The organism is Haloferula luteola (assembly GCF_014201715.1).
In the GTDB taxonomy this organism is placed as follows: domain Bacteria; phylum Verrucomicrobiota; class Verrucomicrobiia; order Verrucomicrobiales; family Akkermansiaceae; genus Haloferula; species Haloferula luteola.
This window is the reverse complement of record NZ_JACHFD010000023.1, coordinates 44,150-60,640: the sequence shown is the minus strand read 5'-3', so window position 1 is coordinate 60,640 and position 16,491 is coordinate 44,150. Positions and strand designations below refer to the sequence as shown.

The 16,491-nt window shown below is 59.8% G+C and carries 13 protein-coding genes; 5 read left to right on the top strand and 8 right to left on the bottom strand.

From position 1 onward, the window contains the following. Positions 1–392: 392 nt before the first annotated feature. A complete protein-coding gene (locus HNR46_RS17220; RefSeq protein WP_184021062.1) occupies positions 393–830 on the bottom strand; it encodes a hypothetical protein in 438 nt (145 codons plus the stop codon). Positions 831–1,023: 193 nt separating this feature from the next. On the opposite strand from HNR46_RS17220, the gene HNR46_RS17215 reads away from it, so the two are divergent. Then, the gene (locus HNR46_RS17215) at positions 1,024–1,767 is read left to right on the top strand and encodes a transposase (protein ID WP_184021059.1); all 744 of its coding nucleotides are present in this window, start codon (positions 1,024–1,026) and stop codon (positions 1,765–1,767) included. A 182-nt stretch (positions 1,768–1,949) separates the two neighbouring features. Here the strand turns inward: HNR46_RS17215 and HNR46_RS17210 are convergent, their stop codons facing one another. The 6 genes from HNR46_RS17210 to HNR46_RS17185 all read right to left on the bottom strand — a co-directional run bounded on the left by HNR46_RS17210 (position 1,950) and on the right by HNR46_RS17185 (position 6,487). Continuing rightward, positions 1,950–2,180: a hypothetical protein gene (locus HNR46_RS17210; RefSeq protein ID WP_184021056.1), complete on the bottom strand. Its 231-nt coding sequence runs from the start codon at positions 2,178–2,180 to the stop codon at positions 1,950–1,952. 341 nt (positions 2,181–2,521) lie between these two features. Then, positions 2,522–2,860 carry a hypothetical protein gene (locus HNR46_RS17205; RefSeq protein WP_184021053.1) on the bottom strand — a complete coding sequence of 113 codons (339 nt, stop codon included), beginning with the start codon at positions 2,858–2,860 and terminating at the stop codon, positions 2,522–2,524. 660 nt (positions 2,861–3,520) lie between these two features. After that, complete coding sequence (locus tag HNR46_RS17200) at positions 3,521–4,270, bottom strand: hypothetical protein (protein WP_184021052.1); 750 nt, start codon at positions 4,268–4,270, stop codon at positions 3,521–3,523. Between the two features lie 286 nt (positions 4,271–4,556). Then, on the bottom strand, positions 4,557–4,994 hold the full coding sequence (locus HNR46_RS17195; protein WP_184021049.1) for a hypothetical protein: 438 nt from the start codon (positions 4,992–4,994) through the stop codon (positions 4,557–4,559). Continuing rightward, on the bottom strand, positions 4,984–6,066 hold the full coding sequence (locus tag HNR46_RS17190; protein ID WP_184021046.1) for a glycosyltransferase family 4 protein: 1,083 nt from the start codon (positions 6,064–6,066) through the stop codon (positions 4,984–4,986). Before HNR46_RS17190 ends, HNR46_RS17195 begins: the two co-directional genes overlap by 11 nt. Positions 6,067–6,139: 73 nt before the next feature. Further along, the gene (locus tag HNR46_RS17185; protein WP_184021043.1) at positions 6,140–6,487 is read right to left on the bottom strand and encodes an aspartate 1-decarboxylase; all 348 of its coding nucleotides are present in this window, start codon (positions 6,485–6,487) and stop codon (positions 6,140–6,142) included. Positions 6,488–6,693: 206 nt separating this feature from the next. Here HNR46_RS17185 and HNR46_RS17180 point away from each other — a divergent pair, with 206 nt between their 5' ends. The 4 genes from HNR46_RS17180 to coaBC all read left to right on the top strand — a co-directional run bounded on the left by HNR46_RS17180 (position 6,694) and on the right by coaBC (position 13,944). Further along, entirely contained in the window at positions 6,694–8,961 is a 2,268-nt protein-coding gene (locus HNR46_RS17180) for a glycoside hydrolase family 2 protein (protein ID WP_221285244.1), read from the top strand. 69 nt (positions 8,962–9,030) lie between these two features. Beyond that, positions 9,031–11,763, top strand: coding sequence for a phosphoenolpyruvate carboxylase (locus tag HNR46_RS17175; RefSeq protein ID WP_184021038.1), 2,733 nt, complete (start codon positions 9,031–9,033; stop codon positions 11,761–11,763). Between the two features lie 66 nt (positions 11,764–11,829). Continuing rightward, on the top strand, positions 11,830–13,305 hold the full coding sequence (locus tag HNR46_RS17170; protein WP_184021036.1) for a tetratricopeptide repeat protein: 1,476 nt from the start codon (positions 11,830–11,832) through the stop codon (positions 13,303–13,305). A gap of 3 nt (positions 13,306–13,308) precedes the next feature. Next, on the top strand, positions 13,309–13,944 hold the full coding sequence (gene coaBC, locus HNR46_RS17165; protein ID WP_184021034.1) for a bifunctional phosphopantothenoylcysteine decarboxylase/phosphopantothenate--cysteine ligase CoaBC: 636 nt from the start codon (positions 13,309–13,311) through the stop codon (positions 13,942–13,944). A gap of 64 nt (positions 13,945–14,008) precedes the next feature. Here coaBC and HNR46_RS17160 read toward each other — a convergent pair whose 3' ends face one another. After that, positions 14,009–16,291, bottom strand: a complete 2,283-nt coding sequence (locus tag HNR46_RS17160) for a glycoside hydrolase family 2 protein (protein WP_221285243.1) — start codon at positions 16,289–16,291, stop codon at positions 14,009–14,011. Positions 16,292–16,491: the final 200 nt, after the last annotated feature.

The window sequence follows — 16,491 nt, the reverse complement described above, 5'->3', positions numbered from 1 at the left end:
CTGGGTGATCCCGGCCACGCCGGGAGAGCACCCGTAGCTAGACTGAACCAAGGGAGCCACAAACATGAACAAAGAACCTGTTGGACAGGTCCCGCACAAGCGGGACAGCCCACGAATAGCAGCATACAAAGCCGTAGGCGAACTGCTGATTCACACTGGATCAAAACGCCCTGTCTTATCCCGGTCCCCGACGCGTTGAGCCGGACGCCAGCACCTCATCACCTACGATGAAAACAGTAGAGCTTTGCCCGTTGACAAAGAGGCAGCCATAGCAACGTCGAAGGCCTCCTACACCTGCCCTTGGGCGCGGCTTCGACCGTGGGTTGAGGTTGGAATGGCCATGGAAAATTGAACTCGCTGCGGGGCAGGTGTTAGGAGCGCCGACTTGTTCGCTATCTTCGTTCGCGGATGAAGTCGCTCTCCTTCGCATCTGGGTAGAATTCCTTCCTCGCACGCTCGTAAAAATCGTCGCCGAACCGCTCTCGCAACGCAGCCGTCATCACTGAATTGTAGCCCGTGAGGTACTCGTAGGAAGTGTCCTTCAACACCCGATACCGAATCCCGTATTTCTGGGTGAGATACTGCGCAAAAGTGATATCTGATCTGACAGCCTTTGGAGGCTTGCGACCCAGCACGGCATAAGTGCTCACGGGGGCCCCGTCATCGTGCATGGAGACGAATACAAAATTCCCCTTCGAGAGTTCACGAGCCGCCTGTGTCACCCCCAGATCGTGGTTCATGTAACGCTGCGTCCCGTAGAAACGTTGGGAGCATGCGCCACACAGGATAAAGACTGCGAGCAGAAGAAACGACTGCGTGGCCTTATTCATTTCGAGCAAACGTCGGAGGCCTGCCACCCGCTACCGGGGGCGCCGCTCCACATCTGGTTAAGGTTTATCACCATCCTGCGAATCTGACTCGGATCGGGTAGCGGGCTGTCCAGCGCCAGCTTGTTGAAACTGTCGAAAAACCCCTCCCTGTTCCAGCCCGATTTCCGCCCGCTGCTTCCTCGGGACGCGAGCCATGGCACGCTTCAAACCCTACGACTACGCCCAGGGACTCATCGTCCCCGTCAACCTCGAGGAACAGATCAAACCGGGCACATTCGCGTTCGCCCTCCACCACCTCATCGAGGCCCGCTACGCCAACTACCACAGCGAGCCCAACCTCGAAGCCTGCGCCGCACGTCAGCTCGACGCCGTCATACCCGACCCCAACCACCGCGACCGCGACGAGCGCTACGACGGCCGCGACCGGCACCTCCGCAAAGTCCGCCCCAAGGACAGCGGCCGCTTCGCCGCCGCCGACTTCACCCGGGACGAGGAAGCCGACACCTACCGCTGCCCCAAGGGCCAGATCCTCCGTCGCAAGCCCGGCACCAGCACCTCCACCAGCGGCAAAGGAGCCTTCCACAAGTACGAGATCGAAAGTGACTTCTGCAGCATCTGCGAGTTCCGCTCACGCTGCGTGAGTATAAACGGAAAACGTCGTACTTTGAGCGTCCGCATCGAGCCCGCACGCCCCCATTGCAAGGCCATGCGGGACAAGGTCGACACCCCCGAAGGCAGGCACCGCTACAGCTACCGCATGGGCACCATCGAACCGATCTTCGCCAACCTGCGGCACGCCAAAGGTCTCAACCGCATCCACTACCGCGGACGGCAAAAGGTGGGAGTCATCTGGAACCTCTGGAGCATCATGCACAACATCGGCAAGATCGCCCTCTACCGGCCGGAATACGGCACCGGCGAGCCCGCCACGGAGTGAGGCCGGCATGCCCCGCGGCATCCGTGGCCCCGGCAGGGCGTCACAGGAGCCCATCACGAGGCACCACGACCCCGCAAGGGAAACGCCCGCCCGAAAATCGAAAACGACGTCCATCACTCGGCACCATCCAAAGGCAACGGTACGACGGGCTCAACAGGGGTTTTCCGACGGTCTCGTTCTGCCTATTTTGGTTGGAGAGGTGCTGCTCGACCGCTGCCGCGAAGCTTCATCCGCAAGATCACAGTGGAGAGGAACAGAAGCAGGAGAATCGCCGCGTGGTGAATTGAGAGGAAGCGCGAATCGATGTGAGAGTCATCCATGCGGAAAATCGCACCACCGATTCCGTGTTCCTGGATCTCCCTTCCAAAGCGGAAGCTCTCATGGCCTTCTTGGATATCATCGATGACGAGCATCAGAGGTGCCTTCGAATCCCTATCAATTTTATACCATCCGACCTTCAGATACCCGAGCACAGACTGAGCGAAGAAGACTGAGTCGCGACCGTTCTCGTGAGGCGCTCTAGTTATATTCCAAAAGAGGCTCTGATCGTAGCTCCACGCCATCAAGAATAGGCTGCAAATAAAGGCTGAAAGAGCTGCTACGAAGGCATAGCGCATTTTTTTGGTAGAACGTCAGAGTCCACACATCCGCTACCGGAGGCGAGGCTTCGACTCAGGGTGAGGATTGTAGTGACCAGCCAAAATCCGACTCGGATCGGGTAGCGGATTGTGGTGCGACGCCTTGTTCGACTTCTTCATTTTTTGACGGGGCGGCCGGAGGAATCCACTAAGGTCGCAGTAATGAACATCTTCCCTCCGTCCTCGAGCTCAACCAGCTTGGTGGCTCCGTCCTCAAGATTGAGGTTGATCCAGGCTTCTTGAGTCTCGAAGCGGGTCGCTACGCCATCGGCATTCTTGTTCGTGGTACGCCGCAGGAGGTTCTTCCCAGAAATCCGGATCGCTCCGCCGACCGGTTCTGGGGACCAATCGACGACGACACCACAAGGCACCACGGACTCTTTGGGAGTCGGTGTCCCTGTATGAAACTCCTGAATCACCTCGATGGTAGCGGTCTCTCCAGCCTTCGCTGTCACCGCTGGCAATCGAAGGGTCCCGCCTGTCGCTTTGATTACCTCCCGTGTGTTCGGAGAGAGATCAGATAGCCACTTCACGTCAACGCCCTCGTATCTTGCGTCGATTCGGATTGTTGTCTGTTCAGCCAGAATTGGCATGAGCATTCCAGAGGCCAGGACGAGGATTGTAGCGATAGTCTTCATGGATTTTCTGTCGAACATCATAGAACAGGCGACCCGACCCTCATAGCGGAGGCGCTGTCCTCGTTGCCGCATGGAACCACCAACTCGGATTTCCGACAAGGCCGCGGTGAGGGGTCGCCCTGATTCGCCTTGTTGTGCTTTGCCGTTGGTCGCCTTGCCGGTCCGCTCCGCAACGTTCCCAAAACCGCCGTGCCGCGTGGCCAGGGTCGTGGAGAGACTGGCTGCCCACAGCTAGTCCGACACCCCCCCGAACTGCGCTGCCGCAAAGCGACGTGCCTGAGAAATCTATCCGCCCAGTCAGCGGTCCGCCGGTGAAGCTCCGCGCCATCTCGGCCAGCACCGGTCGAGTGCCCGAACGCGATGCCGCTTCAGACCTGCCCCGATCCATCCGCCATCACGATCATCCACCCCCGAACACCGTGCTCCAAAGTTCAGCACAACGTCATAGCACACCAAACGAACTGTTCCTATAGACCGCTAGTGTTGCACTTCACTCTTGAAGCCGCGCATTTCTTGTTTAGGCCGCATCTTGAAAACTACTTTGGTAATGTCTGGCAAGCCATTTTCAAACGTAACCGTGACAGGGTTCGAAACCAGGTTCGAAAAGGATAGTGTGCGTGTTACCTGCCCATTGAGAAGAGGAGCGCGATACCAGATGAGCTGTGAGCTTGAAATGCCTGATCCGGATGAACGACCACTTCCCGATGAATCAGGCCCCTTGGATTCCTCAGTCATTGTGTAAGAAGCATCAACATGATCCATGCGACTACCGTCAGGAAGCTCAACAAGTCCGGTCACCAGAGGCTCGCCATCAATCTCTCTTCTGCTTCGATGCCTCACTAGATCCTCTTGTTCTTTAATAAATGCCGGCCAACTGTCCCCCGAGATCCATCTCCTGCCTCCGCCAACGAATACGACCTCCCGCCCACCATCCTTGCTTCGCCTCCCATTGTGATTTAGGGCCTCTTTGCACCAAAGTAGAGCCAGATTAGGATCATCGGCAAAGGTCAACCCCGAAACGTATTGCCAACCGCAAGATTCGGGCCCCAAGAAGTCACCTCTGCCAAGGATCTGCTGAACCAACTTCTCGGGAACCGTCATTCCTCGAAGCGTGTTGGCGTCGACAAGCTGTGATTTGAAAAGGAGGCTGAGATCCGCCTCTGGGGACTCTCTTCCGGCAGGATACTTTCCTCCATTTTCCTCTGCATATTCCTCCAGTGCAGACATCACACCAAGGATACAACAATGACTTTGCCCGTAGGGGTATATCGCCCGCCAATACCCCACTATGATTCCCGCGACGATAACCACCATCACAAGCCCTAGGATTATGCCGCGTCGTCTCTTCACGTATTTCTTATCCAGACCCTATGGCTGCGACTTGAAGCAGTCGGGCACCGATGGAGTGGGTTGAGGGTTGAGAAAGTGGTGTCGTGCCTGGTTCAATCCGTGGGCTATCCCGTATGAACGGGACCTGTCCAACATCAATCGATTGCAACGAATGAAAACGAACTCAGCCACGACCCGCGCACTCTACCTCGGACTTGATGTCCATAAAGAGCAAACTGTCATCGCCATCCTGGAGGGGGCCCGCGACGCGGAGCCACGTGCGTAGGGATCGGTCACCACCTCGCAGCACGCGCTGGAGCGCGCCATGCGCCGCATCGCCAAACAACAAGGTCGCCAGCTCGCCGACATCCACGTCTGCTACGAGGCCAGCGGCTGCGGTTTCTGGATCGCCCGCCGGCTCCTGCAGATGGGCGTGCGTTGCGAGGTCATCGCGCCCTCGCTCATCCCGAAACGCTCGGGCGACCGGGTCAAAACCGACAAGCGCGACGCCGCCAAGCTCGCCCGCTCGCCCGCTCGCTGCGTGCCCACGACCTCGTCGCTGTCCACGTGCCCAATTCGCTCGACGAAGCCCGAGCAAATCCAGGCGACACTCACCCTCCATTCGATTCCAGGACGCGGCGTGCGACCGAAAGAATTCCCTCAGCTGTCCGGTCCCAAGTCGCCCAGCGGGCCTGGAGGCGAGCCCGCTCCCCCAACTCTTCCCGCCAGGGGCCATCCGCAAGAAGCCCCCAAATTCTTCCGGCAAAGCCATCAATATCTCCGGCTTCCACCCAACGCGCGGAGGGCAGCACTTCACCCACCCCTGCATGGGTTGAGATCACCGAGGGAACCCCGAACAAGGCGGCTTCGAGAGCCACCAAGCCAAAGGGTTCTTCACGCGAGGGAAGACAAAGCACCTGACTTTCCGCCAGAAGCCGCTGCAGAGCATCCGGGCGCAGAAAGCCGGGCATATCGATGGCATCCGACATCCCGAGCCGGGCAATCTCGCGGCGCAGTTCCCCTTCCATTTCGCCTTTTCCCACGAGGGAAAAGCAGGCGCGGGGCTCCCGAGCGGCGATCTCGGCCGCGATTTTTACGAAATCGTCCGGAGCTTTTTGCCAGGTCAGCCGCCCCACAAACAACACCCGCGGCCGCCGGGTGCGACGTCTCCAAGGATCCACCGGTTCGATTCCGTTGTGCACCACATGCACTTTCTCTGGATCGAGATCGTAGCGCTCGGTGGCTCGCTCCGCCGTTCGATGGCTGACGGTGATCACCGCATGCGCGGACCTGAGACCAGCGGCTTCCACGGCTTCAATTTCAGGAACGGCGCAGGCTCCAGAACGGTCCCATTCCAAAGAATGCAGGTGGGCCATCCAAGGGCGACCGCTCTTCCGTGACCAGGCCATCGCCGCGGGGAAGGTCATCCAATCATGAGCATGGATCAAATCGGCCGTGGCGGCTTCCATGAGGACCTGGCGGGCATACGCATCGTCTGCCAAATCCTCGCTGGTGCACTGATAAGGATCGGGCACCTCCTCCTTAGGAAGGATCACCTGAACGGAAGTCTGACGATCCAGCGCACGAGCGATCCCAGCGCAGGCGGTTCCCAGGCCACCCGTGACCTTTGGAGGAAACTCCCAAGTCAGGAGTGCGATCCGCGGGCAAAAGGGAGGTGAGGGAAAATCAGACAAGACCCATCTCCCTACCATAGCTCCCGGACATGGCCAGTCCGGGCTGCGTCGTGCATCTCTCAGGAAAGGGAGATCACTTGCCGGACCGGATGATCGTGTTCGTCTCGTCCAATACCAACTTCGTCGCCTGGATCGGTTGATCGGTAAGAGCAAAAGCCATGATCGTCAGCCGTTCGCCCTTTTTGATGCGGTTGGCCGCGCCACCGTTGACGAGAATTTTGCCGGTGCCTGGTTCACCGGCCAGCACGTAGGTCTCCAGCCGAGCCGTGGTATCAATGGAAGCGACGAGGACTTTCTCGCCCTCCCACAAATCGGCGGCCTCCATGAGGTCGCGCGGAATTTCGATGCTACCTTCGTAGTCCACGATCGCATCGGTGGCCACTGCACGATAAAGCTTCGACTTGAGAACCTGGCGGAGCATGACGCGCGGAACGAATCACTGCGCTGGCAGTGGGTCAAGCGGGAAGCCTGAGTCCCGGCGTGCCCGGAGTTTTGGGCGCGAAATGACAGAACCACTTGATGGATCGCCTCCCCCGGTTGAGTAACAGCCGGAGCTTCCGCGAAACTTCAACCCAAGACCGTTGGATCCACCAACGGGCGGAAATGCCAACCCCTCCATCAACCCGAATGAAAACAAACCAACTCCTCTTGGCGTGCCTCGGTGCGACGCTATGCCTGCCAGCGCAGGCGGACTGGAAGCCGGTCGAAGGCCGCATCATGACTGACTGGGCCAAGAAGCTCGATCCCAGCCATGTCTGGGACGAATATCCCCGTCCCCTTCTGGAGCGCGATGCCTGGACCAACCTCAATGGTCTCTGGGACTACCAGGTCGCCAGCAAAGAAGCCACCCAACCGGGCGAGTGGGACGGCCAGATTCTGGTCCCCTTCGCCCCAGAAGCCGCCCTTTCCGGAGTGGGTCGCATCATCGAAGCCGATCAGGCCCTTTGGTACCGCCGTTCAATGCCAGCACCCGCTGCCGGGAAACGTTCCCTGCTTCACTTTGAAGCGGTCGACTACGACACCACGGTCTGGGTCAACGGCCAAGAAATCGGACAACATCGCGGCGGCAACACGCCCTTCGATTTCGACATCACCGATGCGCTCAAGGCCGATGGCAATGAGCTGGTCGTTCGCTGCTATGACGCCACGGAAGAATACCAACTCAATGGCAAGCAACGCCGCAAAGCCGAGGGCATTTTCTACACCCGGGTTTCTGGCATTTGGCAAACGGTCTGGCTGGAGAACGTGCCTGCCCGCTCGCTGGCGGATCTTGATTTCTCCTGCGATATTTCCAAAGGCAGCATCACGGTGACTCCGAAACTCAGCGGCCCCGCCCTTCAAGGCGAAAAGCTGCGCGTTACCGCCCTCGATGGGGGCAAGGAAGTGGCCACGGCTGAAGGAAGCAGCGACCTGACCCTTACCATTCCTGGAGCCAAATTGTGGTCTCCGAAGAGTCCCTCCATCTACGACCTCAAAGTCGAACTGCTTGATGGCGAAGGCAAGGTGGTCGACACGGCCAAATCCTACACCGCCCTCCGCAAGGTGGGCAAAATCCAGGATACCCATGGCCACTGGCGTTTCACCCTGAACGACCAAATCATTTACCACTGGGGCCCCCTCGATCAGGGATGGTGGCCCGATGGCTTGCTCACCCCGCCATCCGATGAAGCGATGGTCTCTGACATCGAGTTCCTCCACGACGCCGGGTTCAACATGATCCGCAAGCACATCAAGGTGGAACCCCGTCGCTACTACATGCACTGTGATCGCCTCGGCATGATGCTGTGGCAGGACCAGGTGAGTGGAGGTCCCAGCCCACGCTGGACCCGCTTCGACGCGAACCCGGAAGACGCCTCCTGGCCGGCCGAACACGCCGAACAATGGGTGGTAGAATACAAGCGCATGGTCGATCACCTGCGCGATCACCCGAGCATTGTCGTCTGGACGCCCTTCAACGAAGCCTGGGGCCAACATGACACGGTCGAGATGGGAAAAATGGCCATCGACTACGACAAAACCCGCCTGATCAACATCGCCTCCGGCGGCAACTTCTGGGAAGTGGGCGACATTGCCGACGAACACCGCTATCCCCATCCCGGCTATCCCTTCGATCAAAAGCGCCTCAATGACTACATCAAGGTCGTTGGCGAATTCGGAGGCCACGGATTCCCGGTCAAAGACCACCTTTGGAATCCCGATGCCAACAACTGGGGTTACGGCGGTCTGCCCAAAGACATCGACGAATGGAAGAGCCGCTACCGCGAATCGATCGTGAGGTTGGCTCAACTCCGCAAGCAAGGGGTCGCGGCGGGCGTCTACACCCAAACCACCGACGTCGAAGGAGAAATCAACGGTCTCCTGACCTACGACCGTCAGCACAAGGTCGAGACGGCTTGGCTCCGCAAGCTTTCCGACATGCTGCTGAACACCCCTGATGTGGTGGAGCGCACCGCTCTGATTCCCAGTGCGGCGGAGGCCTCCACTGCCTGGAAGTTCACGGAGCAACGTCCCGCCCAAGGCTGGCGTCGTGCCCGCTTCAACGACGATTCCTGGGGAACTTCCGATGGCGGTTTTGGCTCCAAGGAGACCCCCAATGCGCCGGTGAAATCGGAATGGAAGTCTTCGGATATTTGGCTCCGCAAGACTTTCGAGGCCGAGCCCACTGCTGGGGCCGACCTGGTCATGGACATTTTCCACGATGAAAACGCCCAAGTTTTCCTCAATGGAAAGAAGATCGCCGATCTCAAGGGCCATGTCTCTGGCTACACCACGCTGGCCATTGAGGATTCTGGCGTGCTCAAGGCGGGCACCAACATCCTTGCCGTTCACTGCCACCAAACCACGGGCGGACAGTTCATTGACATCGGTCTTTATTTGGAAAAACCGAAGGATTAATCGATAGCGGAGATTTTCCGAATGGGGGCTTTCGATCCCGGCGCGATCCCTGCTTAACTCGCGCCGCCGATGACTGAGTCCAGCTCCACCCGTGATCAACTCCGCCGCGAGGGTTTCGAACAAATTGACGAAACCCTCGCGACCCTCATCGATTGTTTGGGGGAAGCGCTGAAATCCCTCGGGGAAGATGCGCTTCTACCCTATCTACCTTGGTCCGGCACTGTGCCAGAGGACCATCCGCCGGAAGGCACCCAACAACTTTACTCGATCGGCTTCCAGCTGCTCAACATGGTCGAGGAGCGCGTCGCCGCCGGCATTCGCCGCGAACGCGAAAAAACTCTCGGCGCCGATTCGATCCGTGGTCTTTGGCCACGCGCCCTGAAGGACATGAGCGCCATGGGCCTTGCTCCTCAGGAAATCATCGAAGTGCTGCGGGACGTCGACGTCCAGCCCGTCCTCACAGCCCACCCGACCGAGGCCAAACGCTCGTCGGTCCGCGAACGCCACCGCGCCCTCTATGACGAACTGGTGCGCTCCGAATACCCGAAATACACCGAGCGCGAGCAACGCCGCATCCGCGCCCGGATGGTGACCGCGCTGGAAACTCTCTGGCGAACCGGGGAAATCCACCTCGTCCGCCCGGATCTTTTCCGCGAATTGCGCGACGCGATCCACTACCTCCGCGACCTATTTCCTCACGCCCTCAACCGCCTCGATCTTCACTTCACTGAGGCATGGCGAGATGCCGGATTCCCCATGGAAACCCTCCGTGCGGCCGAAAATGTCCCCCGGCTTTCCTTCGGCACCTGGATTGGTGGCGACCGCGATGGCCACCCCTTGGTCACGCCTGAGGTTTCCCGAGAAACGCTCGGCATGCTTCGCAAGGCGGCTCTCCAACTCCTGCACCGAGAACTCCTCACCCTCGGCACTCAGCTCACCCTCTCCCGGCAGCTCAATGAAGTTCCCGATGAGCTTGAGACACGGATTGACGAACTGACGTTCACCCTCGGCGACGAATCCGTCTCAACGGCCCTTCACAACCGCTTCCATGAAGAACCCTGGCGCCACCTCGCTGCACTGATGGCGGCGCGCCTCGAGCGCCAGATCGAAGGCCTGCCCGGATATGCCGGTCCCGAAGCCTTTGGCGAGGACCTACGGCTCCTCGGAGAATCGATCTCCACCACCGGCTGCACCCATATCGACGAGCAGTACATCCGCCCGCTCCGTCAAAAGCTCGACATCTTCGGCTTCCATCTCGCCACCCTCGATGTTCGTCAGAACTCCGAGTTCCACGACCAAGCCATCGCCCAGCTTCTCACTGCTGCCGGAGTGGCCGATGGTGAAAACTACGCCAAATGGCCCGAAGAAGAGCGCCTCGCCCTGCTTGAGTCCGAGCTGAAGTCTCCCCGGCCATTCCTGCATGACACCGCCAGTGCGGGCGAACAAGCCGACCTCGTTCTCGATGCCTACCGGGTGTTGGGAGATGAAATCGCCCTTCATGGCAAGCAAGGTCTCGGGGCCCTCATCGTTTCCATGACCCGCCAGCTCTCCGATCTTCTCGGCGTATTCCTGTTGGCTCGTGAGGCGGGCTTGATGGAATCCACCGCGGACGGTCCGATCTGCCCCTTGGAAGTCGTTCCGCTCTTTGAAACCATGGACGACCTTGAGCGGGCGCCCGGAATCCTCGATGCGTATCTTTCGCACGATTTTGTGAAACGCCGGGGTGCCTCCACCCAGCAAGTGATGCTCGGCTACTCCGATTCCAACAAGGACTGTGGGATTCTCACCGCAGCTTGGTCTCTCCACCGGGCGCAAGAAGCCCTCACCTCCACCGCCGTGAATCACGGCATCCGACTGCGCTTTTTCCATGGTCGGGGCGGCACCATCTCGCGCGGCGCAGGCCCGACCCATTGGTTCATGGCAGCTCTGCCTCACGGATCCCTCACCGGAAGCTTCCGCATGACCGAGCAAGGCGAAACCATCGCCCAGAAATACGCGAACCTCGCCAACGCCACCTACAACCTCGAACTGCTGCTCGCTGGCACCGCGATCACCACCGCTCATCACCGCCAGGCAGCACCAGCTCCGGATCCGGCCGATCCCTTCGTGCCGGCACTTTCCTCCGCCAGCCAACACGCCTATCAGCAACTCCTGCACTCCCCGGGTTTCATCGATTTCTATCGCCAGGCCACTCCGATCGATGCCCTTGAGAACTCCCGGATCGGTTCCCGACCGGCTCGCAGAACCGGCAAGAAGGGCCACTCCATTGCCGACCTTCGCGCCATCCCATGGGTCTTCTCATGGACTCAGGCACGCTTCTATCTGCCCGGATGGTTTGGTGTCGGCAGCGCTCTGGAAGAATTGAAGACCTCCGATCCTGGCCAATTCGCCGCCCTCAAAGCGGCGCTGCCCCACTCGGCATTCCTCAGCTACACCCTCACCAACGTTGAAACCAACCTCGCCTCCGCCAATCTCGACCTGATGCGCTCGTATGCCGACCTGGTTGCGGACGAGGAATTGCGGGAACGCTTCATGGCCATCATCGTCGCCGAATTCGAGCGCACCCGCACCTTGCTGGCCGATCTCTTCGATGGCGACATGCGTGCCCGCCGCCCGCGCATGACCAAAACCCTCGATATCCGGGAGGCCCCTCTACGGGTTCTTCACCGCCAGCAAGTCGAGCTCCTCGCCCAATGGCGCGAATTGGTGGCTGCGGAAAGAGACTCCGAAGCGGAGGCCATGTTCCCGAAACTTCTTCTTTCGATCAACGCCATCTCCTCGGGACTTCGCACGACGGGATGACGTGGTGCGCCTCTGGGCCTCCCGATTTCCGCTTGGCAGGCCCGGGTCGCGCTCCATCATGCCGAGATGACCCCCAGAACGGCACTTTCTCTCGCTTTCGCCTTGGCCTCGGCAGCCGCATTGGCCGCCGAAACCCCAGCCACCGAAGAAGCCGCCACCGACAACCCGGTCACTCAGGCCATTGCCGATTTTCGCAATGGCAATCACGAGGCCGCCATTGCCTCGGCTCGCAAGCTCGCTGAACAGGAGAATCCAGATGCCCTGTTCATCCTTGGCTTTGCTTCAGAGACGGGTCAGGGGCTACCCGTCTCGCGGGCGGACGCTCTCGCCTTCTACGCGCGGGCGGCCCAAGCCGGCCACCACGAATCGGGATACCGGCGGGCCCTCATCCTCCTGAATTCCTCCGATGAAGCGGAACGCCAGGCGGGGCTTTCTGAGCTGGAGTCCGCCGCCAAGGAAGACCCTGGCACCGCAGGTCGAATCCTCGGGGAAGCCTACCTGCGAGGCTCCATCGGGGGCCAACCCGACTTCGCCAAAACGGTCGAGTGGTGGACCCGCTCAGCCGAAAGCGGCGACGCTCCCGCCGATCTCCTGCTCGCCCGCCTCTACTCCGGGGAATTCGGATTTCCTGATAAGGTCAACCCCGACACAGCTCTCACGTTTATCCGCGCTGCTGCCGAAAAAGGCAATGCCGCCGCCTTCCTCCCACTCGGTTCCCGGCTCCTAGGATCGCCCGACGAAAAAGTCCGGGCCGAGGGCCTCCAGTGGGTTCAAAAGGCCATCGATCAAGGCCAAACCTTTGGCCACTACGTGCTGGGCGAATACCAGGAAAAACAGCTTCACGACGCGGCGACCGCCGCCTCGCACTACCGCACCGGCGCGGAGGCTGGGCAGCCCGATAGCATGGTCGCACTTGCCCGGCTCCTCCTCACCGGACAGGGGATAGCCCCCAACGAAACCGAAGGCATGACCTGGCTCAAGAAGGCAGCAGAAGCCGGCAATCCCACGGCTCACCTCGAACTTGCCGGGCGCTTGGGAGCCACGGAAAAGCCGGATCAACTCGCCATCTACCGCCATCTTCTCGCCGCATCCAAAGCCAACCTCCCACTGGCCCAAAACGAACTCGGCCTCCTCTACCTTTCCGAAGCCCTCGGCTCACCCGATCCCCTCGCTGCAGCCGCCTGGCTCACCCGGGCCGCCGACGCAGGATTGGCGTCCGCCCAGAACAACCTCGCAGCCCTTTTCGAACGCGGAGTAGGGGTCGATAAGAACCTCGAAAAAGCGGCCCAACTCTACACCCAAGCCGCCGGCCAAGGTCATGCGCAAGCCACTACCGGCCTCGCCCGGCTCCACGCCCTGGGTCTCGGCGTCCCCCTCGACCTCGCCCGGGCTTGGACTTTGGCCCAGTTTGCCGTCGACCGCGGCGATGAAGCCGCCACCCCGCTTTTCAAAGAAATCGATCAACGCATCTCCGACGAACAGCGTCATGCCGCCAAGGCCGACTACGATCGCCTCCGCGCATCGGCCACTTCCAAGGACTGAACTGTGAAAATCCTCATCACCGCCGGCCCCACTCGAGAGCCCCTCGACCCCGTCCGCTACCTCACCAATCGCTCGTCCGGAAAAATGGGCTACGCCTTGGCCCATGCCGCGGCCCACGACGGCCACCAGGTCCTGTTGATCTCAGGCCCCACCGATCTCGATGTCCCGGATGGCGTCGATTTCATCCCCGTCGAAACCGCCGCTGAAATGTTCGAAGCCGTCCAGGATAGCCTCTCCCGCATGGACGCTGCCATCTTCGCTGCCGCCGTCGCCGACTACCGTCCAGCCACTGCTGCCGAACAGAAAATCAAGAAATCCGGCGAGACCCTGACTCTCGAGTTGGTACGCAATCCCGATATCCTCGGATCCTGTCGTAGCCATTTTGGTTTCACCGGAACCCTCGTCGGATTTGCCGCCGAAACGGAACATCTGGCCGCCCACGCCCGCACAAAACTCGAGAAGAAGGGCTGTGATCTGGTCGTCGCCAATGACGTATCCCAACCAGGGATCGGCTTTGATTCCGACCGCAATGCGGTGCTTCTCGTCTTTCCCGACCGGATCGAAAGCCTCCCTGAAGACGACAAACATCAGTTGGCTCACCGCATCATCCAGGAGATCGAAAAGATTCCCCGGGACTGAACCTCCCAACAAAAAGCCCCCCGCTGGCAGAGCCAACGGAGGGTGAAATCCAAGCCAAGGAAATTCAGTCCTCGCCACGATTCGGATCGAGGAGCCCCAACCCGAAATCGATGAACTGTCCCCCGGTGTTCTGGTGGCAGTGGATCGCGACCTCATTCTTGCCACCCGGCTTCAATGCCGCCCTGGCTTCCTCGGAGAGTGGCAGACGCGAATATCCCGTCGTCCATTCCACCTCTTTCGCCGCCAGCACGCCATTGAGATAGACCTCGGCCTCTTCGTCGTGATGGAGAACGAGCATGAGTTGATCCAACTCTTTCGCACTCAAGTCCGGCAGCTCAAACGTCCGCCGCACCCAAATGTCCGAGGTCTTCCACTCGGTGCCGATCCCTCCTGTTCCCGGGGTGTCCTCCGTACCGAACCCACCGGGTCCTTCATTCCAAGCGCTCACATCCGCACCTGGCTGCATCCAATCATCGGAAGGTTGCTCAAAGACATAGCGGTAGATCGTCTTATCCTTCTGCGAAGTCGGCACGACTTCCGTGAACTTAGGTCCGCTCCATTCGAAGCGATTGGCTTTGGCAATCCACTCCGGATCGACCTTGAGTTTCCGATCGTAGGTCATGAGTCCGTTGATCTCGATTTCCACGTCGGTGATCTGCGTGTAGATCGCCGCCGTGAGCCCCTTCTCATCACGAAACTTCCCAATCAGCCCGGCATACTCGGCGTAGAGATCTTCCAATTCCCGCGGGCTCGCGGTGGTGGTGTAACCCCAGCCCTTCGCCTGCCACGGATTGTTGTCCCCCACCTTCAGTCCAATGCCTCCATACTCACCCAAAGCAAAAGCCAGGCCCGGCTTCGTCTTGAAAGCGCGCGGTGCCGGATACGGGTGGAGATCATCCAAATCCCCCACACCTTGGTGGGGACCTCCGTGATCCTGATATCCGCTGTCCTCATTCACCAAGCGATGAGGATCCCACTCGCGAACCTTGGCCACCAACTCCGGTGTATCATGCTTGCCTTGGCTTTCGTTGAACACGATCCACATCACGATCGCGGGGTGATTCTCGAGATGGTCGATCATCGCCTCCATTTGAGTCGCATAGGCTTCCCGATCAATCTTCGGGCGGCCTCCCGGGGGGGTGTCATAAGAATTCACCGACGGCATGTCCTGCCACACCAACAAGCCCAGTTGGTCTGCATGGTAGTACCACCGAGCCGGCTCCACCTTGATGTGCTTGCGGGTCGTATTGAAGCCCAGTTGCTTGGTCACTTCCAGATCGTAGCGCAGCGCTTCATCCGTCGGCGCAGTGTAATTCCCATCGGGCCAAAAGCCCTGATCCAGAGGCCCGAACATGAAGTACGGCTTCCCGTTTAGAAGAAGTCGCGGCACCCCGTCGACCATCGCCTTTTCAATCGAGCGCATGCCGAAATACGATCCCACTTCATCAACCTTCTTGCCCTCTCGGGACACCTCGACGGTCATCTCATAAAGATGAGGAGATTCGGGCGACCAAAGTTGCGGGTTGGGCACCGCAACCGTGAGCGTCTCCCCGGCTTTCCCCGTGACGCTTCCTCCACCCGCGACCTGAACCGTCACATCCCCTGAGGCACCACCCCACAACGCCGTCTTCACCTGCACCGCACTTCCCTTCACGTCTGGGATGATCGTAAGATCTTCGATCCCTCCTTGGCCCACAGGTTCCATCCATACCGTTTGCCAAATCCCCGAGGTCGGCGTGTACATGATCCCCGCAGGCGAGAGCGTTTGCTTCCCGCGCGGTTGCCCTTCCGTCCAGGTCGGATCCGTGACCCGCACCTCCAGGGTTTGCTCAGCGCCTTCCTTCAAATAGTCAGTGATGTCGTAGTCGATCGGATCGTAGCCACCTTGGTGACGACCCACCGACTGACCATTGACCCGGACTTCACTGCGATAATCCACCGCGCCGAAGTGGAGAACGATGCGTTGGCCCCGCCAATCGGTTGGCACCGTGAAAGTCCGATGATAGACCAGCGTCTCCTCGGGCTGGAGAGCCTTTTTCACGCCGCTCAAGGCACTTTCGATCGGATACGGAACCAGGATTTCGCCCTCCCACTCGGTTGCCTCGGAAGCTCCCTTTTCGAGAATCGCGTAATCCCACAGCCCGTTGAGGTTCTGCCACGACGAGCGTGTCATCTGCGGCCTCGGATACTCCGGAAGAGGCTTGGATGGATCGACATCCTTGGCCCAGCGAGTGATCATCGGCGGATCTTTCGGAGCCCATTCGGCTCCCGCGGCCGTCGTGGCGACGCCGCCCAACAAGGACACGGCCAGCACAGTGCTGACCGCGCATTCGGGGTGTTTCATCATGGATTCTTGGGTTGAATGAGGTGGCAGGGGTTGAACAGCCACCGAGGTTCCGGGCAAAGGCCCTTCACAAACCGATCAAAATACGCGGACTGACCTCCGATTTGTCACGTCGGAAATCACGATGACACGGCTTCCTTCCCCGCTCCGCGAATTCCATGTTCGGGATTGGACGATCGAGCCTCGGCGTTCATTCTCCGCCC